The 21,888-nt window shown below is 61.0% G+C and carries 20 protein-coding genes; 5 read left to right on the forward strand and 15 right to left on the reverse strand.

From position 1 onward, the window contains the following. Positions 1-158: 158 nt before the first annotated feature. The 8 genes from B6S44_RS21610 to B6S44_RS21645 form a co-directional block, all read right to left on the reverse strand. Positions 159-1,346, reverse strand: a complete 1,188-nt coding sequence (locus B6S44_RS21610; RefSeq protein WP_129158953.1) for a reverse transcriptase family protein — start codon at positions 1,344-1,346, stop codon at positions 159-161. Positions 1,347-1,519: 173 nt separating this feature from the next. Further along, complete coding sequence (locus tag B6S44_RS21615; RefSeq protein WP_129158954.1) at positions 1,520-2,740, reverse strand: phosphoribosyltransferase-like protein; 1,221 nt, start codon at positions 2,738-2,740, stop codon at positions 1,520-1,522. Positions 2,741-2,931: 191 nt separating this feature from the next. Beyond that, a complete protein-coding gene (locus B6S44_RS29940; RefSeq protein ID WP_248309699.1) occupies positions 2,932-4,665 on the reverse strand; it encodes a hypothetical protein in 1,734 nt (577 codons plus the stop codon). A gap of 248 nt (positions 4,666-4,913) precedes the next feature. Then, positions 4,914-6,854, reverse strand: a complete 1,941-nt coding sequence (locus B6S44_RS21625) for a DUF3732 domain-containing protein (protein WP_129158955.1) — start codon at positions 6,852-6,854, stop codon at positions 4,914-4,916. Beyond that, entirely contained in the window at positions 6,851-7,360 is a 510-nt protein-coding gene (locus B6S44_RS21630; RefSeq protein WP_129158956.1) for a three component ABC system middle component, read from the reverse strand. The genes B6S44_RS21625 and B6S44_RS21630 overlap by 4 nt, the downstream gene beginning before the upstream one ends. 2 nt (positions 7,361-7,362) lie before the next feature. Then, on the reverse strand, positions 7,363-8,574 hold the full coding sequence (locus B6S44_RS21635) for an ABC-three component system protein (protein ID WP_129158957.1): 1,212 nt from the start codon (positions 8,572-8,574) through the stop codon (positions 7,363-7,365). 441 nt (positions 8,575-9,015) lie between these two features. Next, positions 9,016-9,237 carry a hypothetical protein gene (locus tag B6S44_RS21640; protein WP_129158958.1) on the reverse strand — a complete coding sequence of 74 codons (222 nt, stop codon included), beginning with the start codon at positions 9,235-9,237 and terminating at the stop codon, positions 9,016-9,018. Between the two features lie 13 nt (positions 9,238-9,250). Continuing rightward, positions 9,251-9,547, reverse strand: a complete 297-nt coding sequence (locus tag B6S44_RS21645) for a hypothetical protein (RefSeq protein WP_129158959.1) — start codon at positions 9,545-9,547, stop codon at positions 9,251-9,253. Between the two features lie 572 nt (positions 9,548-10,119). Here B6S44_RS21645 and B6S44_RS21650 point away from each other — a divergent pair. Both B6S44_RS21650 and B6S44_RS21655 read left to right on the forward strand, forming a co-directional pair. Then, on the forward strand, positions 10,120-11,013 hold the full coding sequence (locus B6S44_RS21650; RefSeq protein WP_129158960.1) for a hypothetical protein: 894 nt from the start codon (positions 10,120-10,122) through the stop codon (positions 11,011-11,013). Between the two features lie 47 nt (positions 11,014-11,060). Then, positions 11,061-12,776 carry a DUF4236 domain-containing protein gene (locus tag B6S44_RS21655; RefSeq protein WP_129158961.1) on the forward strand — a complete coding sequence of 572 codons (1,716 nt, stop codon included), beginning with the start codon at positions 11,061-11,063 and terminating at the stop codon, positions 12,774-12,776. Positions 12,777-12,838: 62 nt separating this feature from the next. On the opposite strand, the gene tnpB is transcribed toward B6S44_RS21655, so the two are convergent. From tnpB to B6S44_RS21675, 5 genes are all read right to left on the reverse strand, one after another. After that, a complete protein-coding gene (gene tnpB, locus B6S44_RS29460; protein ID WP_164985915.1) occupies positions 12,839-13,195 on the reverse strand; it encodes an IS66 family insertion sequence element accessory protein TnpB in 357 nt (118 codons plus the stop codon). Further along, positions 13,192-13,629 carry an IS66-like element accessory protein TnpA gene (tnpA, locus tag B6S44_RS29465; RefSeq protein WP_164985916.1) on the reverse strand — a complete coding sequence of 146 codons (438 nt, stop codon included), beginning with the start codon at positions 13,627-13,629 and terminating at the stop codon, positions 13,192-13,194. Before tnpA ends, tnpB begins: the two co-directional genes overlap by 4 nt. A gap of 219 nt (positions 13,630-13,848) precedes the next feature. Then, positions 13,849-14,445, reverse strand: a complete 597-nt coding sequence (locus tag B6S44_RS21665; protein WP_129158962.1) for a 7-cyano-7-deazaguanine synthase — start codon at positions 14,443-14,445, stop codon at positions 13,849-13,851. Beyond that, a complete protein-coding gene (locus tag B6S44_RS21670) occupies positions 14,445-15,641 on the reverse strand; it encodes a PfkB family carbohydrate kinase (RefSeq protein WP_129158963.1) in 1,197 nt (398 codons plus the stop codon). Before B6S44_RS21670 ends, B6S44_RS21665 begins: the two co-directional genes overlap by 1 nt. 328 nt (positions 15,642-15,969) lie before the next feature. Beyond that, positions 15,970-16,863, reverse strand: coding sequence for an 8-oxoguanine DNA glycosylase (locus B6S44_RS21675; RefSeq protein WP_129158964.1), 894 nt, complete (start codon positions 16,861-16,863; stop codon positions 15,970-15,972). 45 nt (positions 16,864-16,908) lie between these two features. Here B6S44_RS21675 and B6S44_RS21680 point away from each other — a divergent pair, with 45 nt between their 5' ends. Then, complete coding sequence (locus B6S44_RS21680) at positions 16,909-17,223, forward strand: hypothetical protein (RefSeq protein ID WP_129158965.1); 315 nt, start codon at positions 16,909-16,911, stop codon at positions 17,221-17,223. 576 nt (positions 17,224-17,799) lie between these two features. Here B6S44_RS21680 and B6S44_RS21690 read toward each other — a convergent pair. Together B6S44_RS21690 and B6S44_RS21695 are read right to left on the reverse strand one after the other, a co-directional pair. Further along, positions 17,800-18,639, reverse strand: coding sequence for a competence protein CoiA (locus tag B6S44_RS21690; RefSeq protein ID WP_129158967.1), 840 nt, complete (start codon positions 18,637-18,639; stop codon positions 17,800-17,802). A gap of 278 nt (positions 18,640-18,917) precedes the next feature. Beyond that, positions 18,918-20,537 (reverse strand): carboxylesterase/lipase family protein, encoded by a 1,620-nt coding sequence (locus B6S44_RS21695; protein WP_129158968.1) that lies wholly within the window; start codon positions 20,535-20,537, stop codon positions 18,918-18,920. 231 nt (positions 20,538-20,768) lie between these two features. On the opposite strand from B6S44_RS21695, the gene B6S44_RS21700 reads away from it, so the two are divergent. Further along, positions 20,769-21,179: an MbcA/ParS/Xre antitoxin family protein gene (locus B6S44_RS21700; protein ID WP_129158969.1), complete on the forward strand. Its 411-nt coding sequence runs from the start codon at positions 20,769-20,771 to the stop codon at positions 21,177-21,179. Next, positions 21,173-21,868 (forward strand): RES family NAD+ phosphorylase, encoded by a 696-nt coding sequence (locus B6S44_RS21705; RefSeq protein WP_248309700.1) that lies wholly within the window; start codon positions 21,173-21,175, stop codon positions 21,866-21,868. The genes B6S44_RS21700 and B6S44_RS21705 overlap by 7 nt, the downstream gene beginning before the upstream one ends. Positions 21,869-21,888 lie beyond the last annotated feature (20 nt).

Below are 21,888 nucleotides of genomic sequence, written 5' to 3' on the forward strand. Positions count from 1 at the left end.
GAAGCGGAACTTGGGCCATTGCCCGGAAGCGGACGTTCCGGAAGGAACCAGATGCCGAATTGGTCACCGCCGAAAGACAGAATTGTCGGATCGGGTTGAATGAGGCTGGGTGACTTTGGTGCCGTCTCGTCTAAAAACCAATTTGTCCGCGGCCTCGGCTAATCGCCTGCCTGCCGGACGGTCGCATAATAGTCTCTGCGCGTGATTGGCGGCCATTGGATGAGTTTAAATTCTTTCAACAGCCTAGCCCCGTAGGTAGGTTCGACGGTGCGCGCCCAGAAAATCAGGCCCAGCACGTGATGGTAAATTGAGGTGACAGAGGTCTTTCGAGCTAGGGCATGATGTGCAGGACCAAATTTGGGGTGTCTCAGGTAGTGAATGTGCAGCCGAAGTTCGTCCTTGAATTCCTTCATCAGCCGCGGATGAGCGCTATCCACGAGCATCCCGAGGACCACTTTTCGGTCACCCGGTCCGCGGATGACGGTCTTGCGCAGATTGGGGCGAAATCCAGCTTGGTTTAGAATTTCGAGGATCTTGTTTCTTACCAGCCGTACAGAAGAACCAAGGCGCTTGTCGGCGCAGGAAAACACGATGTCATCTGCATATCTGGTAAAGCGCATGGCAGATTCCTTCGCCAGATCGGAGAGACCTTGGTCGACATCTCGCATCACCAGATTTGAAAGCATCGGGCTCGTCGGAGCTCCTTGCGGCAGAACACCAACGTATGGTGTCTGGTAGTACTCAACCGCTGGACTGACGTAGCGAGCAGAGGGGTCTTTGGCTTGCCTCGGCCGCTCCGCCGTCATCGTGCAAAGGCGGGCGAGTTCCAATGAAAGGATACTTGCATATCCAAGCGACCGGAAAACCCGGTAAACGGCGTGCTCATTAATCGCGTGGAAGAAATCCTGAATATCTACCTTAATCAGCCAAACAGCCTCGGTATGGCGCCGCGCCGCGAAGACCGGATTGGAGTGTGGATGGTAAGCATAGCTCCCACTGTGCGGTGGGACGTGCTTCAAGATGTGCCGAACGATCCAACTCTGGCATTGCGCGAGCTTGGGCGCAGGGATGCTGATCATTCGGACTTTGCGCCGACCTGGCACGCGCTTCCGCATATAGAAGTGCGAGTACAAGTATGGGCCGCCTTTGCGCGCCACCACCCTTCGCAAGAAACCGTAATTCAAACCCGTCGCAACGCTCAGGTGATTGAGCGTAAGCAGTGGGAAAAGATTGATGTTGCGAGACCAAATTTGGCTGATCGCTCGGCTGGCGTTCTCAAGCACCAGCGGATCGATTGCTAGTCCTTGCCCGGCCGCAACGTAGTGTTGAGGGCTCGTAATGCGCATCTACTTCGGCCCACATAGGTGGGGGAGACAGCGAGCAAGGCCCAAGACACCGCCTGGTTTTGCTTGCTGCCTCGCGCAGCGCGAAGGCTCAGCTCCTTTTGACGAATGCCGGAAATCCCGCATCCCGGGTTGTGAAACCCGGCACCGCTTGCGCGGTGCATTGCTAGACGACACTACGGAGCCCTCAACTGGGTTGGAAAATAGAGCTCATCGTCTTGGCGGGCAAGTATTAGCGCCCCGTGCTTTGCTGCTTTCCACCGCAATTCGCGCCGTCCCAGTTTGGTCAGTCGACGGGTCGGAGATAACCATCCGGCAATTGACGCCACTTCCACAATTTCGGTGACTCTGGCGATTGGGAGGCGCGTTCGCGCGGAGAGGCCTTCTATGGACTGCAAACCGCTTCTCACGGCGTGCAGAACAAGCATGGTGTGCGTCCACACGCTGCCCGATTGCTTGTGCAAAATCTCGCGGGCATTCCTAACACCAAGCAATTCTGTCGATTGCTTTACAACATGGTCCGAAGTGTCCGCGACTTGATCCAGCTCCGACATTAGCGTGCTCCGGCCTTGAAAAAGCGGCCGCCAGCCGTTCAGCGAGCTATGAAATATCTGGGGTGCGTTGTTCGGAATGCCGTGAGAAAACGCGATTAGCGAGCCGGTGGCGTTAAACCCCATCGGCCACTTTGATCCCTTCGGATACTTTCTGCACAGATCCTCGATGGCTTTGAGGTCGGCTCCCATGAAGGTCTCACTGACGACGGGACATGCCGCGTAGATCGTCAATGTTGGCTTGAGGCGATGGTCAGCCACAGTCTTGGCACCCCATTCTGCGGCTGAATAGCAAACGACCTCGAATTCAATAAGCCCATATGACCGCCAACTCTGGATGCTCGCTACATTTCCGAAAGCTTCCAGCATCTCGCAGGCACGCTTACCCGAGCCGATGAAGTCAGTGACGATGACAATTTTTCGGACCCGCTTCGCTCGCAAATCATCGGGCCCAGGATGAGATAGAACTGTAGCTGGATTGGCATTGCGGAATTTAGATATCAGGGCAGCCAGGATCCCTTCGCTGCCAACATCCTGCCTATTAGGCGACACTAAAACCGGCTGGACGCCATGACCCCTGGCTCGTCCTCGTTCAGTCTTTGGGAACAACGGCAACACATTGCCGTCTGCTTTAGCCATCTCTCGCTCGGCGTAGAGCGCGATCACCTGACCTGCTTCCCTCGCGCAAGCGGCGATCACCGCGAGTTGCGTGGTCATCTTTGAATTGAACTCGCTGGCACTAATTAGCAGCAATCCATCGAGCAACTTCTTTGCTATCGGCTTGTCAACAGTATCGAAGTTTTGCAGCCAAGCCTCGCCTGCAGCTGTACCCGATAGAAAGCTCATTGTGGTTTCATAGTCCCAGTCATGCGAACTCGCTCCACGTTCAGCGGTACATGCATCTCGCCCCACATGAGCGACTTATAGACTCTGAACGTTGGCGACGCTTTCGACTAGTGTGCCACAGCCCGCCTCGGGTTAGCGCTCGTTGTTTTCGGCGGCGATCGATCGAAAAGCTAACGTCGGTGCATACGGGCTTACGGCTGGCAGACGACATAACCGACTGCTCCGATTTCCGCGCAGGCAGAAAAGAAGCCCATCAGGATCCAATACAGCTGAACGAAATTCGGCCTGAGCGGATGACCGTCAGCGGCTTGCGCAAAGCCATTGGCAACGTCGGTACGGCTCAGCGAGGAGGTAACGATAAAAACCCGGCGGACGACATCAGGCGCCCCGACCACTTGGCCAATCTTGACCTCAACCTCGTCGCGTGCGCCGCCGCGGATGTACCGAGCGATTGCGGTTATCGCTCCATCATTCCGATAGCTAGTGTCCCAGCCTTCGTATTTGACCGCCATCACATCTCCGGCGAGGTTAAGCCGGCCGAGATTCTTGATGCCCTGACCGACGGCATCATGAAAGGCGGATGCGCTCAACGAACGATCGCCGTGCTTGGCGTGATAGAAGCTGATCGTCGCCGGGGTCGTCTCAGTCGCGACGCCGATAAAATCGGCCCATTCGTCGCCGAGATCGTCGCAGATGAGCACGTCCTCACGCGCAACGCTGTCCACGACAGCGCGGAAGACCGAACCTTGCGAGAACTCGGCCTGTCCGTTCGCGAACGATCCCTTCTCGCTTGTGGCCGCACCGAGCGAGGGATTCGCGATGAGGTGCCGCAGGAACATTTTTCCGCCGCCGACCAGCGCGTCGTCTCGGAAGAGCGTACCGTTCACATACGCTAGGCTGAGATCGTTGAAGAGGACAGTAAACATATCTTCCTCATCAACGAATCGCGAAAGGGGTATGCGATCTTCATCCGCGCCAAGCCCAAGCGCAGCATCTTCGACCATCACATCGGTGAACAGAGGCTTCTCAAGTTGCCTGAGAGCGATCCGGGTTTTGCCGATCCGGAGCGCGCCAATCCTGTTGCCCCCATCACGTAGATTCAGGTCTCTACCATCCACTGCGATCTCAAGGGTCTGATCAAGATCCGCGACGATGGCATCGACTTCTGGCTTGGTGAGTTGCTGCCATGCTCCACCCACCTGACGCACCAGTCGCACTGGCTCCTCGGCCTCAAAGATCGCGTCCGCCAGCTCCATGGTGTCCACGGCGAAGAAGGTAGGATGCACTTCACCCTTGACGTGCGATAAGTCGATCGGCCGTGCGAAATTGCGGATGAACGAGGATGTTTCGCCCGCATCTGCACCCAAGAGCTCAATGATCTCACCAGCCCATTCAACTGCCGCCTCATAGTCGGCACGGTCAGAGCGCAGCGAGATGCGTCCCGTGCTGGGCGTAGCTGAATAGCTGCCGTCCGGTCGGCGCACTCGATACCCTTGAGGAATGAAGCGTGTGGCGCTCGATGCTGCGATGGCATTCTCTAGGTCGCGTGCTTCGAGCGTTTTCGATCGAAGCGCGAATTTCGACGCAGTCATATTTCGTAAGCTGAGCTTCTCGAAAACCGCGTCGTGACGAGCGATTGCGCGCTCCACCCGCGATCTCCCGATCGGCTCAAGATAGAGCCGCTTAAATTCAGACGTCAGATCCAGCCCAGATTTGAACAGTGCGATTAGGTCACCCTTTTCTACGAGCAAAAGGAACCCGTGGACACGATCAGCAGGTCCCGCTTGAAAGAAGGATATCGGGCGGTCGTAGGCGAAGCAGATTGCGGAATAGTGGGCATCGCCGAGCGCAACGCGCTCGGCCCGGAAGATCGGACGCGACGGGCTGTCGGCATCGCGTTGAAGCTGAACGAAAAGCTTACGCACAGCATCCTGGGTTATGCGAGTGCGAGTCCGGCCCCGGAAGAAGTATGCTACGCGGGCAGTCCGAAGCTGATCAAGCATTCCCAGTTACCTTATGAGCGGGCGACATTCCGCGAACGAAGCCGACCTTGCGCCGAGTATTCCCACAAGACCCACATTGCGGGCGATCGGGAGCAGCACGGGCAGGTTGTCAGAGGCTTTCGCGGGGATCCAAACTACAAACTTTGCTTGCATCGCGGTGGCCGGAGATCCTAAGTCGACCGTAGCCAGCTGACCGGCACCAGCTTGATGTTGTCCCGCCATCTTTGGACCGTGGAATCTCGGAACCAGTCCTCCAGCAGTTCGACGTGGTCCATCACGATGATCTGCATTTCGGGGTAGTGCTCCGCGCAGTAGTCGAAAAGAAGCCGATACAGCCGGGCGACGGCGGCCTGGTCCTCATCACTCTTACCGTCGATTGCCCCAACGTCGCGCTCGGGTGGGTAATGCGCCTGCGACGGCTGATCGAGTATCAGGAACGCGGGAACTGGCCGCTTGCGTGCCCGGAATAGGCCGTGGATCGCGAGATGGGCGGCGACGTGGTAGCCGACCCAGTTTTCGCCGCTTCCGATCTGCGGAAGGGCCAAGGGGCCGTCAATCGTGTCCGCGACGACGGTGAGGTTCTTCCGATCGAGCCGCAGCGTATTGTCGCCATGTTCGAGGTCCAGCAGGCGCGCGTATCGGGTGAGATCGCGTCCCACGAGGCCCAATGCGGTGGTAAGGCGTTCCTCGAGCGCCTCCTGGTCCAGCAGCTGTTCAAGCTCGGACACCTCGGCCCGGGCCCGCGCGATTGCCAGCCGTATGCCCTCGTCTGAGGCGACGGTCCGCGCATTTTCGAGGTAGTAGCCGATCCGGCCGGCGGTACGAGCCTGTTCGGTGAACTGGTCCTGCTCGATCCTAAGCCGTTCGTTTTCGGAGATCCGCGCGAGGATGTCAGCCTGGACTATCTTCAGCTGTTCGTCGATGGCGTTCCGGCGGGACTCGAGTTCCGCCTGCCGGGCTTGGAGGCGCGGATTGTCTCGGCGAACCGACTTCAGCTGGCCCTCAAGCGCGGTGAGCGACCTGCGAACCTCGCTGACAGACGGAATAGGGATGGCCAAATGGCTATCGCAAAGTGGGCAGGTCTCGGCGTCGCCACTGTCGTCGGCGAGCAAGCCGATCGACGCAAGGCGGGCCTCCTGTTCTCGGGCCTCGACCTGAAATTCCGACGCCTCGCGTTCGAGCCGTTGGACGTCGGCGATCTCCTCGCGCATCTCTTGCATTTCGCCGCGTAGACGCCGACGGCGATTTTCCAGATCAGTCAGGTCCGCAGCCGGATCGTCATTGCGCGCGTAGGCAAGCTCGCGGGGCGCCGCAGCGGTGGCCAAAAGGGCGCGCAGATCGGCAGGAGTGTCGGCGAAGGCGTTTGCAGGCAAGAGGCCGACGCGCTTCGCTTCCTGAAGGAGCGACTGGGCGGTGCCGGATGCCTCATTCGCTAGAGCGCGAGCTTCGGCGTAGTCGCGTTCGAGTTTACGCAGGCGTGCCCGAGCCTCGTCGTAGCGCATGCGTTGCAAGTAATGATCCTCGCCCATCGCTCCGACGAAATACGGCAGCGTGTCTTTGATGTGAGAGGGGATGAACTGTTCGCCCTGGCGATGGAAAAGCAGGCGACGATTGGCAATTTCATCTTGGGCTTGAAGGCAAAAGAAGATCGCCTGGCTGGCCGAAGCCTCCAACGGTGCTCGGGTCGATCCGGGTTCAGGAACGTGCTTGTTCTCGGCAATGCCCAACACCATTGAGAGCTGGGCGCGCAGGCCATCGGCGGTCACGTTCTTGGCGAATGGCTGAGAGGTGTCGGGGAATCCCACCACCCCGCGCTCGAAGAAAATCTCGTCGCTAGCCTTGCCGGCCGGCCCCGGATTGCGCCGAGCGATCAGGATGCCTTCGCCGTCGCGGTCCAAGAGGATCGCGAACCAGGACACGCTGCGTCGAATCTCCCCCTCCGGGATTGTGCATTCGCCGCGGCCCCAGCAGTAGTCGACGATGTCGAGCAAGGCTGACTTGCCCGTCTTCGAAGCCCCCGTGACGATGTTCAGCCGACCGAGGACGAACTCGACGTCGCGGCGCTCGCCGGCATGGGAATAGATCGCGATGGCTCGCAGTTGCAGGGTCACGGCGTCACGCCCATTGTCTGGAGGATTTGGACTGGCGCGCCTTGGTTGGCAAACCATCGTCCGAGCAAGCCGGCAGCACGGCGGATATCGTCGACATCGGACGTCATCACCGCCGCCTTCGCCGTAAGCCTCATCGGCTTATCGCCCGTTCGCAGCCCTTCCGCGCCCACCGTGAGGGCCCTATGCTGCGCGAGGAAGAGCAGGGCTTCGCGGCTGATCGGTCGAAGGCGCAGGGTGCGTTCCGGCAGATCAGCGAGCAGCGCCTCATTGTCCGCCGACCACGTGGCGAAGGTCGTGTTCGCCCGGCCGGGCAGCGCGGCAAGGGTTGGCGGGTGCAGCACCAAGGGCAGGATCACAAAGCTTAGGGGAAGCGGAAATGCCGCGGCGCGGATTCGTTCGTAGTCCTTAGTGGCGCGAGCGATTAGCTCACCACAGAAGGCGGGGTTGAGAAGCGCCGCTTCCTCGGGAGGGCGATCGCGCCACGCCAAACTCCAACGGGAGGCCATGGCTAGACCTTTTCGACGGCGCAAGCCGTCTGGTAGTCCGGATGCCATCCGACGCGCAGTTCGTTGGCTAGGATATGGTAGGAGCCGACAGTGAGGAAGCGTTGGCTGACCGTTCGAAAGGGGAAGCGGGCGTCCGCCTCCACCCAGCTGTAGAGTTCCTGGCCGGCCTGGCGGCGCGCCGTATCGGTGGATTCTTTGTCGACTATCTTGTCGCACATTTGTTGAAACCGCGGCTGCCACTCCTCGATGAGAGTCAGCTCGTACTTTGCGATCTCGCCGTCGAACACCAGGTGCTCGCGGACCCATTTTGACCGTTGAGTGAAAGCCCGGTAGTAGTCTCGCTTGGCATACTCGATGCGGTTTCCACCGACGCCGACCACCTTCAATTGGTGGACGAAGGGACGCCCCTCGTAGTCGGCAATGTCGTCAGTAGGCGGATCGACGTGTTCTTGGTCGGCGACCAGAGCATCGCGCTTCAGGCCGTCACGAATGTCGTCAAGCTTCGCCTCGACTTCCAGCACTGATATCGTCTCCGCGGGGCTGGCCATGAGCGCTTTGCACACGCGCGGCCACCACCAGCCCTCCAATCGCTCCCGAGCGATTGCGACTTGGCCACGGGGCGCAATCATACGCAGGTCCCTTTCGATCACCTCGCCCAAATCTGTCAGCAGGGGCTGATTGTCGAGTATCTCGATCGAGCTTAGGAGCGAAATTCGCATGGTCGGGCCGAGCGCCAGGAACGCCGCGTAGGCCGCCTTCAATTCCTGATTGCCCCCCGCCTCCGCGACCCTCTCCAGGAGGGCGACCGCCGCTTTGGCGTCGCGCGCTTTTCCGACCGGATAAGCTCCCGCCGGACGCAGCATGGCGGCTGCGCTGTCGTCGGGCGCGGAGCCCGTGGTCACCAAGGCCAAGCGGGTACGCGCGGGGAGGGTCGGATCTTTTGTGGCGGCTTCGCTCCAGACGCGTAGCGTCTTCCAGAGGTCAACACTCTTATCCGTGAGACTGGCGACCCGATTGATGTGGTGTTTCGCCTGAAGAAGCTCCTGCGCCGTTCCATTGGTTTCGAACGAGATATCATCCAATCGTTCGATGCCCACTTCGACGCCAGCATCGACATTCACGTACCTCAGGCAAAGGGCCAGCGCTAAACGGGCCTGGTAGATATAGCCCGCGGCGGATGGCGCTGCATTGAAGTTCGTGGGCGGATCGGCCAAGCGGATACCTCTGAAGATGCAATTTCACTATTTTTCGTTACTTTGCAATCTTGAGTTGCGAGTTATAGCATCAAATTGGGCCTCGAAGTCCCCGCCGCCTTGCAGAAAACGTTCGGGGTCGAATTCGTGGGCCATTGACGCAGTCTCAAACGCCGCAATCTCCAGCTGATTGTCGCCGCTCCTATCTTGCTCACCTCGCCCAGCGCGCCTCTTTTGTTCCATTGTGGAGGACACGGCTACGGCGAGCTTGGGGTCTTCGTCAGAGAGCGAACTGGAAGGTTCGCCGCTGTAGATCTCTCAATATCGAGATCGAAGCCGTTCCGTAGGCTGGCCCAAAATTACCCGTCGCATATCGCGCAACCGCAAAGCGGACGTTCCCAACATCTGGTTTGGGCCAGCTGCGGAGCCTCCGATCCTGGCGGTCGCTCAACGCTCCGGCAACTATAGGTCCTTGGGATCTGCACCGCGGCTACGGTGATCTTCTGCTTCGCGGTCCGACTGGATACGAGCCTCGATCAGCGCCGTTTCGAGGAAGTAAGCGAGGGTCTTGTAGCTTCGCGCATTCGCATCAGTGACCAGCGCCTCGATACGACCGACAAAGTCGTCGGCACGCCGCAGCGGGACCAGCGGTACGCCTGATCCGCTCGTGAATCGATCCGGCATCCCCACCCTCCCGTCAGTCAGGATAATCGCGCGCCAGTTCGTCGAACAGGTCTTCGGCGGCTGCGTCGACGCCGAGCGCCGCGGCTATCTCACCCAGCGAAACAGCTTGCCCGCCATGGCAACGTTGAAACGCATAGGCCGCGCGCTCGTCGGCGAACCTCACCCGAAGTTGGCCGGTCGTTCCAAGCACGGAGCCGATCTCCGCATCGAGCTGCCATTCGGCGAGCCACGCCTCAATCTCGCGCAGGCGGCTGTGGAAACGCGCTGCATCGACGTCGACGAGCACATGAAAGGGCCGAGCATCAGTCATCGCGTCGCTCCCCGCGCGGATGAATGAGCGATCAATCCCCATCCGGCTGATATTCAACCTGGGAGAACAGGAGGAGGCAATATGCCGATCTCGATCAGTTATCGTATCACCGAACGCTTCGGCTTCTCGCTCAACCTGCGCGATGCGATCGCGCTGATCTTCTGGTGGCTTTGAGCCCGCGGCCGCGACAATGTGGCGGCGCCTCATAAGAGTTTCGGATGCCGGATCTCGACGACGAAGCCAAGTACGGCAAGGGCCCGGACCTGACCGCCGATGCCGTGGTCTTCCATCGCAACGAGATCGCCCTCGTCCGAGCCTGACGATGAAAGCGTCGCCGGTGTTTACCTTTGTCATGTTGACCGAGCCTGCGTTTCGCAAAGCTAGGTTGCCGGCTTATGCAGGGTCAATCGGCGCGGAGTTTCTCATTCTAGGTTGGGAAGCCGTCCATACCCCGTCAGGCCGCACACTCCCTTTTTCGATCACGGCACAGTGTGCGTTTTAACCGAAGGTCCAGGTCCGACTCGACTTGCGGTTAAGGATTGGTAAAACACACACGCTGTGGGGGAATGCCTATGCGTACGTTTTTTGTGCTGGGTGTATTGGCGGCATCGGCTTTGCCGGCCCTGGCGCAGTCGCCTGCGCAGTTAGAGGCGCAAAAGCGAAAGCAACACGTCCCCTACGTTCGCGCCGCAACCGATTGCGTGGCCGCTGTTGTCCGCCGCGATGATGGCTTCGATGGCGCTGTCGCGTATGACAGTTTTCAGCCGCTGATCAATCGCGCTGTGTCGACCTGCTCGCAGTCGATCTCGGTGATGATTTCGACACACGACACGATCTACGGCTTCGGTGGCCAAGCCTTCTATGCCGGTCCGTATCTCACTGATCTGGAGCGCGCCGTCCGCGTGCGGCTGGCCAGCCAGATCGCGACCTCCCGGGCGAACACAGAGCGTATGGCAGCCGAGCGACAGGCTAATGAGGAGCGGGAGCGCGCAGAGCGGCAAGCCCGGCTGGAAAGGGAAAAGGCCGAGCGGGAGGCAGCTGCAGCGCATGCCGAGGCTCAGCGTATCGAAGCTGAGACCCGCGCAAAGGCGGCTCGCGCTGAAAGGACTGAGCTTCTGGAGAAGACCCGAGATCTTATCCGGACGAAGACGCTTGCCTGCATCGGAAAGGAAGGAGCCACCATGCTCCTGACCGATGAGAAGGCAGAGGTTGTCGCGAAGGCGGCCATGATCTTCTGTCAAAACGACATCGATGCGCTCGTGAAGGTCACCACTGAGTTGGTGGAAAACGAGTCCGGCGGGCCGTCCGATCGTTCTCTGGTACGAAAGATCGCTGAGGATCGCGTTCGTGACGTCGTCACCGCTTACGTCATCCGGTCGCGCGGCGATCTGATCGGGAAAAATCTGAAGGAGCAGCAGGCTCCTTCGAAGCCAGCCGAGAGCTCAAGAAACTCCCCCACCCTGTAGCCGGGCGGCCGCGCCGGCGAGAACAAGACGGTACGGAAGGGCGCCCTATGGGGTTCAGGTTTCGGCGTTCCGTTCGTCTCTTCCCGGGCGTAAGGCTGAACTTCAGTCTGAGCGGCGTGAGCGTAAGCGCTGGCGTCCCGGGCGCGATGATCAATATCGGCCCGCGTGGCAGCCGCCTGACAATGGGCCTGCCCGGCACCGGCATTTCCTACGTCCACAACCTGAGTTCGCCTCGCCCCACCAAACGCCTGCCGAGCCCGGTCGAGGTTTACCTGGGACCGCCGGCGACGCCCGAGCCGATGCATCCAACCTCTGAGCCGCAGCCAGAGCCATTGGTCGGGGAGATCAAAAGTGCCGAGGTGGCGAGCCTGACCAGCCCCGACCTCGAGGGCCTCAAGAAGCTGATCAACGACGCCGTGCATCAGAAGGCCTTGCTGCAGGGCGATCTTACCGAAGCGGTTGCGGATCGGCGTCGCGCCTGGCGGAAATTGCGCCGCCGCGAACAGTGGCCTCTTCGCTTGCTGATGAAGTCGTCGATCCCGGCCGCGCGCATTTCTTTCGAGGAAGCGGAAGAGGAAGCCTTGAAGGTCGCGGCGGCGATTATAGCGACCGAGATCAAGGTCGAAATCGATCTCGACGATCAAACCTGGTCGGCATGGGCGGAAGTCAGAAAGGCATTCGATCGCCTCTCGCAGACCGCGAAGTTTTGGGATGTCACATCGTCCGTCCACGTCGACCGTTATCGGACCCGATCCGCTGCTCACCAAACGATCACGCGCACCCCGGTCGGGTTGAGGACGGTCTTCGATGGCATCGTGGCAACACCGGGCGGAGGGCACCGTTTCGAAAACGCCAACGGTGGCGATCTCGACATTTTCCCAGGCTTTATGCTCATCAGGGATAAGGCGAGCAGCGACTACGCCCTCATCGACTTCCGCGACCTGGCGGTCGAGACCTATGGCTGCCGCTTCATCGAGAACGAAACAGTACCGCCTGACGCCGAGGTTGTCGGACACGCCTGGCACAAATCGAACAAGGACGGATCGCCCGACCGACGATTTGCGCAGAACTTCCAGATCCCGATCGCTCTGTATGGCGAGATCAGGTTCAAGACCCGGAATGGGGTTGAGGAGGCGTACAACGCCAGCCACTGCGGCTCTGCGCTCGCATTCGGGCATGCGATCTCCAGCTTCCAGGATGCGCTTCGGCGGCAGGTAAAGAGTTCGAAACCGGCCGTTGGACCAGCGGCTGCGGGTGAGGGACCTCAGAAAGATCCCAGCGCACTGCTGCCGGCTTTACCGAAGGTGCTGGGCGCCTATGAAGTGATTGCGATCCCGGCGCTGCTTGCCGGACTGATTGCTTACGGACCGGCTTCCAATCTTGTGCGACCGAAACCGGCTTCGGTTCCAATGGCCGTAATTTCGCCGGTTCCGGCTGTGACCGTAGCAAATGCTGAAAGGCCGAGCACCAGCTCGACCCCTGTGTCAGCGCGGTCCCAGGCCGCTCCAAACCAGCCAGCAGCCGCGCCATTGCCCACGCCAGTTTCAACATCCGCTCCTGCTGCGGCAGCGCCGACCGTAGTCGAGAAGATGGTCGTCAAGCAGAACGCGAACGTCCGAGCTAACCCGGATCGAGCTGCCGCGTCGCTGCGGGTTGTACCGATCGGAACGACTGTCTCGGTGTTCGAGAAGCGCGGCAGCTGGATCAGAATTGGCGACACCGCTGCCTGGGGCTGGACACACACCAGCCTGCTACAACCGTAGCGGAATCGCCAGGAGACTTTCCGCGCGCGGACAGCGACTTGGTACGTGTCCGCGGAATAGGATCAACTTGCGGCGATTGGAACGCGCGTCTCGCGCCGCTCGTGCACACGGCGCCAGTCGAGGCCTTCGAGCAGGGCCTGAAGCTGCGCCACCGTCAGCCGCACGACGCCATCGGCGATGGCGGGCCACTGGAACTTGCCGTCTTCCAGCCTCTTGGAGAACAGGCAGACGCCAGTCCCATCGAAGTAGACCAGCTTGATCCGGTCGGCGCGCCGCGCCCGGAACACATAGACCGTGCCGGAGAACGGATCGGCGCCCATGCTCTCTCGAACCAACGCCGCCAGACCCTCCGCGCCCTTGCGGAAGTCGACCGGCTTCGTCGCCACCATGACGCGGACCGCGCCGGTCGGGCCGATCACGAGCCGGCCTTCAACGCGCCCAGTACCGCGGCGATCGTAGCCGGAGAAGCCCCGTTCTCGATCGTCACCTTCACACCAGCGACGTCGATCTCGATCGCCGCCGCGCGCCGATGTTGTCGACTGCGCCGCTTTCGGTGCGGCGATGCTGCCGGCGGCTCCGCGGCGAGAACCGGTTCGGGAGCGACGACAGCCGGCACGAAGGCCGGCACCGCCTCCGCGGCCTTGCGCGCCTCGCGGCGCCAGGTGAACAACTGCTGCGGCGACAAGGCATGGCGACGGGCAACGGCACTCACCGTCGCTCCAGCCTCGAAGCTCTCGGCAACGATCCGCGCCTTCTCCTCGGCCGACCAATCTCGCCGCCGTCCTGCGCCCGTAAAGACCTCAAACCGCCGAACCGGCTCCTCGACGCTCGATTTAAGCGTAAGCTCTGACATCGTCATATGTCCAAGCCCTCCCGGCTCGGAACATCAACGTTCAAGTCCCAGCACAAAAGGTGGGGCTGGCACACCGCTTACGATGTGCAGGCAGCCCGACCTCGTGGACGAGCCCTCAGGCCTGCGCTTATGGCCTACTCCTATTCTCATCCTGTTATGCAGGACCGGTCGAGGCCACGCGTTGGTTCGGCCCAACTCCCAGTCCGGCCTGCCGTCCCTTCACCAACGCCGACGCAGCGCGTTGAGGACGCTCAAATGCTTCGCACAGCCGCGACAGTCGAGACACGGCTCGTTCGACAAAAAACAGGAATGCGTCCAACCAAGAACATCCGGGGGCACGCCAGAAACCTCCACAAGTTCCGTCGAGGACAGGTGCGCGGCTGGAGCGTCGACACCAATGCTGCCTTCCTGGAGCTTCATCAGTTTGCTGATCGCCTCCCGGAATTCGGGATTGCCGTCCCCATTGATATGATCCTCTCGTACGGAGCCGATCCAGATTGTGTCGATACCGCAATGACGCAATGCGACTGCTGCCGCGAACGTGAGTAGCAGCTGATTTCGGTAGGGCCACCACTCGGGTGTTGGAGCACCTGGTAGGGCTGGCGTTCCGACAAGGGTGCCAGACCCAAGCGACGACAGATCGATCTGTACAGTCTCCAGAGGAAGGCCAATCTCTTGCGACACCATTCGGGCGGCTTCGCGCTCGGCGGCTGCCGGCCGCTGCCCATAGTCGATATTAATTGCCAGCGCGGGACGCTTCCACCACGCGAGCGCAGCAGAATCCATACCGCCTGACAGAAGCAAAGCTTGCGCCATCAAAGCCTCCAGGCGGTATGATAGACTGCAGTCGCGAAATCATGGATGAGACGGCATCCGGACCCCGTGATCATTTTTGAATCCTCGGGGGCGATTAATTCGCCGTAGCCATAGACCGGGATTCCCATTTTCCGTGCATATCCGATCTCAAACATCGTGCCGGAATCGTAGCCATCTAATACCGCGAAAACGCGATCACATGTCTCAAGGCCCCTGAGGTCGGCGGGTGCTACGAAATCTGCTGGTCCTCTGCCGACCTCGTGCACCGGCGAAAACACTTCAAGGCCCATCTGCAGAAACTGCTCTCTGGTCTCTTCGACCAGCCAACGCTGCGCCATAGTGAAGAAGGGGCCAGCCAAGTAGACCCTACCTGGTACGACCGTGACGGCCTGCCTAGTCAGACCTTCGGCATCGTCCAACGAGAGCCTATCGTTACGAGTCTCGACGTAGTGGCTAACAGCTCGCGACGCCTTCTCGGCTGCATCGAAGGGCGACTCGCCGCGCTCTCCCCAATGATAGGCGAACGCTGCTGCGAACATATCGCCGGAACCTATCCCGAACATGGCCTTGGCGTTGAACGCGGGAACTGAGCGTATTTCGGGAGTTCCGTTCTGGAAGACGAGCGCCCCCTTCGGACCTGATTTGACGATTACAACATCGGCAGAATTCTCCGCTAGGAGAAGCGCACCGGCCTCCTCGACCGCTGGCGCACCCGTCGTTTTCAAAGCCTCGCCAGCGTTCATCAAAATGGCGAGCCGTTCAGTCGCGACGCAGCCGGACTCCAAGTAGGAAACTGGCATTTGCCCGTCCTGTGGATCATAGATGATGGTTTGCGCCCTCACAGACGAGTTGCCTTCATACATTCCGAAGACCAGGGCGGTTTCGTTGCCTGCATCGACGTGGATCGAACCTACCCGCTCGAACGTGCCTCTAAGAGGATCGGTCTGCGACGAGGCAAGAGGGTGGATATAGCCGAAGCTCACGTCGATATCGGACTTGACGAGGTCCAGCTGAAAGCCGCCAAGCACTGCCATGCGACGCGCATCGTCCAGCCGCATGTCGCTAACGAACGTATGCAGCGTTACGTCCGTAAGCCCTGCAAGCGCAGTGGCTGCCCGACCGCCGGAGCCATAGAATTGCTTGATCTCGGGCGAGATGCAGATCTCGCGGTAACTGCCCCCGATGACGTGAAACATCGGTCAGATCCTGGACACAGAAACTGACACCGCGCCGCCTTGAACCCGCAGGACAACGGCCTGATACGAGTTCCCCAGATTAATGCATTGGATGATCTCGCGTTCAGCAGGACAATCGATCACGCCGGCGCCAATTTGACTGCTGTGAATTGCGCGGAGGACCTCGACGCCCCCGACCGGAGTGACCTCAACAGATAATCGATCGCCTTGCTGGAGCGACCGCACTACGACCGGATTCGGTGAGCGAAGACTGCCATTGGAGGTGATGTTGCAGAGGTCGGCGCCTGCCTCCTGGCCGGCTGATCCTTTTTCCCCGCCGCTACCCCGGCTAGGCAAGTCGTCCGACAGGTAATCCTTTCTTCCCCCGGTCACTACTTCCCCCCTCAAGAATCACGAATTCATCGATGATACTTGATGGATCGTAGGTTGGCACTGGCAGTCCTTCTGAGGCAGCCAGACCCCTATTCATGCGGTCAGCAGCAGCGAGGCTTGACGGGGACAGGTCTCTCGCCATCTCCCAAATTGTGGCGTCCAGGATCGAGGCTGGCACGCCGGCGGCGTCGGCAAAATCGAGGAAGCGCCGCTCCAAGCGACCGTAGTCCTTGGCGAGATCGAACCGCGGTGGGAAAATCCGGGCAATCTTGCACGCGCGAAGCACATGGACGTCGAGGATGGCAACCTTGTCACTGCCGAGCAGGTTGCGAACGATGAACGATGCGGTTTTGGGGCCGACCCCCCTGATCGCCAGCAGCCTGTCGCGCAACTCCAAGTCGCCTGCGACTTCTTGGACATCGCTCAGTCTTTCCAGCGCACCATGAATGTACTGTGCGCGCTTCTGTGGGAAACGATATTTGGCGCGTTTGCCGCTTCCCAATTGCAGTGGTTCTCGAAGCAGACGCTCGATCTCCTCGACACTGAAGGGCTGCTGAAAAAGGCCGGCGCGTTGAAGGTGCGATAATGCCGCCTCGGCCACTTCGGCCCTGATGCCGAAACCACTGAGAATGCAGAACACGACCTCCTCGGCCAGATTCCAACGCACGCCGCCAAAGACCTGGCTGTAGGTGCCGATGCGCCACCTCATATGGGTGTGCTTCGCGATCCATGATGGCGTGAGCAGAAAAGACGCATCGCCCCATCGGTAGCCAGCGGACCACTCCGCATCGGGATCCGGCAATGGGACGCGGTGTATTCCCTCACTCAGTACGATGTCGATGTTCTGCATTACGTCGCCCTTGTAGTTACATAAGTTACAGTCTAGGGTGACGCGATGCAACCCGAGAAAAGCACATTGCGCGTGCTCATGGATGCGGCCCTGCGCAACGGCAGTACGAAGTCGGACTTGGCTCGACTGGCTGGTTGTTCCCGCATGCAGCTCTGGCGCCTCTACACCAATGAGAGTGTCGAAAACACGCCCTCCGGGCTACGCCTCCGAGCGGCGCTGGAGGGTGACGAGTTCCAGCGCATCATGGTGCAAGTGATCGCGACAGCCAGGCGCCTCGCGGCTAGCGATCCGAAGCGTGCCTATGCTCTGCAGGGTATGTTACAGAAAGTTACAGACCTGATGCCAAAGGCGGAGCAGTGAAGCGAGTGAGCCGGGTCCGACAGTTCGGCCTGAGCACTGGGCCGAGTGCACGTCGCAACCGCTTCCTGCGGTCGCCTCGTTGGAAGACGTTTGGTAGCGGATCGGTCAGGCTAAGCCAAAAGGGCGCGAACTTGGTCGTCGAACCGACCGACGAGGCATTCCGCCTTTGCGTAAATGGCACGCAGGGCAAGCAGCGTCTTCACTCAATGGACGAGGCAAAAGCAAAGGCCTTCGATCTGTTCGAGGATGGCAGGATGGAGGCTTTCCTGAGAAGACGTTCGGCGACAGGTTGAAGCGACCGCCGGAATTCGTGCAGCAGTCGGTGGGCGATGGCACGCGCACTGAGCGATGATCGGCGTGGGCCCATTGGCCATTTCATTTCCGGCATAGTTGTCGACTTGCCCTTCGATGCGGTCGAGGAATTGACCGAGCGTCGCGCCCTCGCCGGTCGCGGTCGTTGCATTGTGAGGAAGGCTGTCCAGCACAGGGAAGGTGACCCGGTCGTACAGCCGCCAAGATTGGCCGGGAAGATATGCGGCAGTTGATCCTGGTTCGAGCCGATCGAAACTTTCCTTGTTAGTCGTGCCTGAACGGATGGAACCGCGTCGCGATCGCGCGACCATCGGTTTCGACCATGACGTCATGCAGGAACTTGCGCTTCGAGACGAGACGGATGCAGCGCAGGCCGGACTCGTCATAGGTGTCGAGCCGCACGAGGCGATCGTCACCGAAGTCGATGTAGACCGGGCAGGCAGCATCCAGCCAAGTGCGACGCGGCCGCACCCAGTCATATTGGTGGTGGCCGCGGTAGGCCTGTGCCACATCGGCCTCGATCTCATGGATGCCGTGGTAGAAACCGCCCCGCATCGACGCCTTGGTGATGGTCTCATCCGGAAATTCCGCCTGACCCTCCGACAGACGAAAGAACAGGCCACGCGCCGCGCCCTGCATGGGCCGGCTCGCCTTACACCACACTAGGTCCTGCGCGATCTCGGAGTCCGGGTCCGGGAGCAGATGGTAGATGTCGAAGTTGTCCCGGAAGCCGCGTCCGTCGATCACCCAGACCAGATTGCCATAGAAGTCTTCGCGTGACTGCCGCTCTGCGTCAGTCATTGCCGAATGCTGGACCTCGATGACGATTCCGGTCGGCGTCTTGATATCCGCGCGGTGGATCTCGCCGTCAGGCGCAACGTGCGCAATCTCCCGGCAGGACTGGGGAAAGAGATTTTTCCACGCCCGATGCCACTCGGTTTCATTCTCCCACCACGGGTCACAGTTACGCCGGCCGGCATGAGCCCAGTGGTGCAGGATGCGCGGCCCACACTTGGCGATCATCGCAGCGCCGCAGGTAGGACAAAGGCCGCGACCGCCCGCAAAGGCCTCGCGCCGGTTACCGTCTACGAGAGAGTATTGCATGACGCGCCCCTAGGCTCACGGCTCCGGCTCCCGGGAGCGACTGAATGGCGACAACTTGGGTGCAAAGCGCGTCACCGCGATACTTGGGCTGGACCGAGCCGGGATGAGGCGCATGGTGGGTCACATCGACGGGGCGTTTGGTCGCGGAAACTTGGACTTTTTGGAGGCTAAGCCGCCACTTGCCGCTTCGACCTTGCGAGCAGTCGCATCCCAAACCACACCCAAGGCCTGAAACCCTCTTTTTGAGATTGGCGGCCGGCGTTGGCGCAACGGGTGCCTCAGATCCTCCAAGCGGCCGTGCGTTCCGGCTGGACGGCGTCGGCGAGCTGATAGCCGCTTTCGCGGCCGAGAACGTTGATGCCCTTGCCGTCGGGCGAGACCGGCCGCCAGGCGCCCGAGATGTCGGAGGCGGGCGTGCCTGTATGAGCGAAGCGGGCCCAGCTCGCCAGCATCAGCTCAGACAGCCTGGCCTCGGCTTGGCCTGCCCCCACCTTGGCGCTGAAGAACGGGTGGCGATAGGTGCCGAAAACGAACGGGATCTCGGCCGTGTGCGGCACGCCGCGCGCCGGCGGCGCGAGGGGATGATCGAATTCGTAGAGATAGGCGGCGTGCCCGGCCCGCGCATGGCGCCTGGCGGCCTCGAGCGCGCGCAGGCGAAAGACGATGTCGCCATAGGCGGCTATCCAAGAGCTTTTCAGAGCATCGCCCTCAGCCGGCGTCGCGGTGGAACGATAGGCCTCGACAATCTCAGCCACCGGCAGATGCGCGGCCTCCGGGCGATAGATCGCGATCAGGTCGCGGATCATCGCCTGTAACTCGGCCTCCGTTTGCGGCGACTTCGGTCCGCCCACAGCCTTGCCGTCGGGGTTGACCAGGTCATACCAGAACACGCCCTCGTCGCGCGTCGTGCCGATTAGTACGGGGACGGCCGGCAATTGCCCGTCACGCGGCCAGGCCGTCAGCACCTTGCCGTCGAGCACGGGCAGGATCGGCGGGCGGCCGAGCGAGCGCACCATGGCAGGATCGCGCGCCAGCTGCAGCTCGGCGTCGTGAAGCTGCTGGGCGGGAAGCTCTCGCAGGCCGGCGATGCTGGTGCCGAGCCGCTTCGCCAGCGCCTCCGCATATGCAGCGGCGGTGTCGAGTTCAGGAAAGCCCGGCGCGCCATGCAGCGAGCCGCTCTGAATGATGATCTTGTCGAACAGCCCGGCATTGGCAGGGTTCTGCGCGATCGTCGCGACGCTCTGCCCGCCGGCCGACTGGCCGAAGATCGTCACCCGCGCCGGATCGCCGCCGAAGGCGGCGATGTTGTCCTTCACCCAGCGCAGCGCTGCGATCTGGTCCTGATGCCCCCAATTCGCGAAGGTGCCCGAGCGCTCGTCCTTGAGGTCGGGATGCGCCAGCCATCCCAGAGCGCCGAGCCGGTAATTTACCGTCACCACGACGACGTCGCCGCGCGCAGCCAGTGCTGCGCCGTTCGTGCCGGCGACTAAGCCATGGCCGGTGCGCCAGGCGCCGCCATGAAGCCAGACCATCACCGGCCGCTTGCCTTGAGCAGAGGGCGTCCAGACGTTGAGAAAAAGGCAATCTTCCGATTGCGGGTCGGCGCCGTCATAGAGCCAGGCGGCCGCGCCCGCCAAGGTCTGGATCGAGGCTGCGCCCGGCTTGCTCGCATCGCGTATACCGGCCCAGGGCGCGGCCGGCTGCGGCGAGCGATAGCGCAGCGGCCCGAAAGGGGGGGCGGCGTAGGGGATGCCGAAGAAGGCGATAGCGCCTTCTTGCACAAAGCCCTGCAGTTTGCCGCTCGCGGTCTCGACCACCGGCATGTTCTGCGCCAGCGCCGCAGCGGCGAGCGTGCTCGACAGGCCGACGAGAACAGTCCTTCGATCGGTCAGAAACATTGCCAAACCCTCCCTGCAGGCTGAAATATATTTTCAGCTTAAAATATTTCGGCGTGCAAGCGGAGTCGTCAGTCGGGGATTGACGCGTCGCCCAAGCCCGACGGGGGGCGGTCATTCGCCTCGGTCATTCAAAATGCCGCTGATCCGCTGGGCACATCGCATCGCGCCTGATCGAACAGCTTATTGCCAATTGGCGCAAACAGGCCTATTTTACGCCTAAGGAGTATCGTCATGCTCGTCGAAATACCGCGCACAGCCGCTCAGCCGTCGATTCCTCAGATCACCGCTGATGAAGCCTCGGCTGCTGCGAGAGCGGTGATTAAGCTCTTCGAGAAGTGGAAGCTGACTGACGCGGTCGCCCGCGAAATCCTCGGTGGCTTGCCGGCCCGGACCTATGCTCGCTGGAAGACCGGCGATCATGGTCGCATTGACCGGGACCTGGCCACTCGCTTGTCGTTGATCCTGGGGGTTCACAAAGGCCTGCGCATTCTCTTCACTGAGCCCGAGCGCGGCTATGCTTGGGTCAGCAAGCCGAATGACAATTTTGGTGGAAAGACCCCGGTCGAGATCATGTCCCAAGGGGACATCTTCTCGCTAGCTCGCATCCGAGCATATCTCGATGCGGAGCGCGGTGGTTGGTGATCGACGCTGCCCCGCTCGCCCACGTCCGCTGGCAGAAGGCCTACCGCATCATCAGATCGATCTACCCGCCGGTCGATCTGTTCGAGGACATCGCAGATCCGAGCGACTGGGAGGCGCTCGCCTCGATCGAATCAAAAACCAACCCGCGCGTTTGGGAGGAACTCGGGAGGCTGGATCTCGTACCTGCCTCCAGGCGCGTATCCGGCCCTGGCGCCAGCTATCTCATGGCCCCCTTCGTCCACATCAGCACCGATCGGCCGGGCAGGTTCACAGACGGGTCATGGGGTGTCTATTCCGCCGGTCAGACTGAAGAGGTCGCGATCCGTGAGGTTGCGCACCATCACGGGCGAACGATGGCCGCAAGCAAAGAGGAACGCGGATGGACCTCACAGTTCCGGATGCTGATCAACGCGATTGATCAGAAACTCCACGACGTCCGACAGATCATCGAGCTGCACGCGGCGGACAGCTATTCGGCCTCTCAGGCGCTCGCGAAGGAGATGCGTGCCTCCGGCTCAAACGGGCTTCTGTACCGAAGTGTGCGCAGTCCCGGCGGGGAATGCGTCGCGATCTTCTGGCCAGATCTGGTCCCTATCCCCGTCCAGGCAGACCACTATGATTTTCATTGGGAAGGCGCGCGTGTCGACAGAGTGCGAAATTGCCGTACCGGGGCCATTCTGGCGCTGTAGGGGCCGCGCAACGCTGATGC

Source organism: Allobosea sp. Tri-44 (assembly GCF_004123845.1).
GTDB lineage: Bacteria > Pseudomonadota > Alphaproteobacteria > Rhizobiales > Beijerinckiaceae > Allobosea.

What these genes read in the sequence shown, in the direction of transcription:
- B6S44_RS21610 (WP_129158953.1), bottom strand. Translation starts at nt 1,346, where the DNA reads ATGCGCATTACGAGCCCTCAACACTACGTTGCGGCCGGGCAAGGACTA.
- B6S44_RS21615 (WP_129158954.1), bottom strand. Translation starts at nt 2,740, where the DNA reads ATGAGCTTTCTATCGGGTACAGCTGCAGGCGAGGCTTGGCTGCAAAAC.
- B6S44_RS21630 (WP_129158956.1), bottom strand. Translation starts at nt 7,360, where the DNA reads ATGGCCTCCCGTTGGAGTTTGGCGTGGCGCGATCGCCCTCCCGAGGAA.
- B6S44_RS21640 (WP_129158958.1), bottom strand. Translation starts at nt 9,237, where the DNA reads ATGCCGGATCGATTCACGAGCGGATCAGGCGTACCGCTGGTCCCGCTG.
- B6S44_RS21645 (WP_129158959.1), bottom strand. Translation starts at nt 9,547, where the DNA reads ATGACTGATGCTCGGCCCTTTCATGTGCTCGTCGACGTCGATGCAGCG.
- B6S44_RS21650 (WP_129158960.1), top strand. Translation starts at nt 10,120, where the DNA reads ATGCGTACGTTTTTTGTGCTGGGTGTATTGGCGGCATCGGCTTTGCCG.
- B6S44_RS21655 (WP_129158961.1), top strand. Translation starts at nt 11,061, where the DNA reads ATGGGGTTCAGGTTTCGGCGTTCCGTTCGTCTCTTCCCGGGCGTAAGG.
- tnpA (WP_164985916.1), bottom strand. Translation starts at nt 13,629, where the DNA reads ATGTCAGAGCTTACGCTTAAATCGAGCGTCGAGGAGCCGGTTCGGCGG.
- B6S44_RS21665 (WP_129158962.1), bottom strand. Translation starts at nt 14,445, where the DNA reads ATGGCGCAAGCTTTGCTTCTGTCAGGCGGTATGGATTCTGCTGCGCTC.
- B6S44_RS21670 (WP_129158963.1), bottom strand. Translation starts at nt 15,641, where the DNA reads ATGTTTCACGTCATCGGGGGCAGTTACCGCGAGATCTGCATCTCGCCC.
- B6S44_RS21675 (WP_129158964.1), bottom strand. Translation starts at nt 16,863, where the DNA reads ATGCAGAACATCGACATCGTACTGAGTGAGGGAATACACCGCGTCCCA.
- B6S44_RS21680 (WP_129158965.1), top strand. Translation starts at nt 16,909, where the DNA reads ATGCAACCCGAGAAAAGCACATTGCGCGTGCTCATGGATGCGGCCCTG.
- B6S44_RS21690 (WP_129158967.1), bottom strand. Translation starts at nt 18,639, where the DNA reads ATGCAATACTCTCTCGTAGACGGTAACCGGCGCGAGGCCTTTGCGGGC.
- B6S44_RS21695 (WP_129158968.1), bottom strand. Translation starts at nt 20,537, where the DNA reads ATGTTTCTGACCGATCGAAGGACTGTTCTCGTCGGCCTGTCGAGCACG.
- B6S44_RS21700 (WP_129158969.1), top strand. Translation starts at nt 20,769, where the DNA reads ATGCTCGTCGAAATACCGCGCACAGCCGCTCAGCCGTCGATTCCTCAG.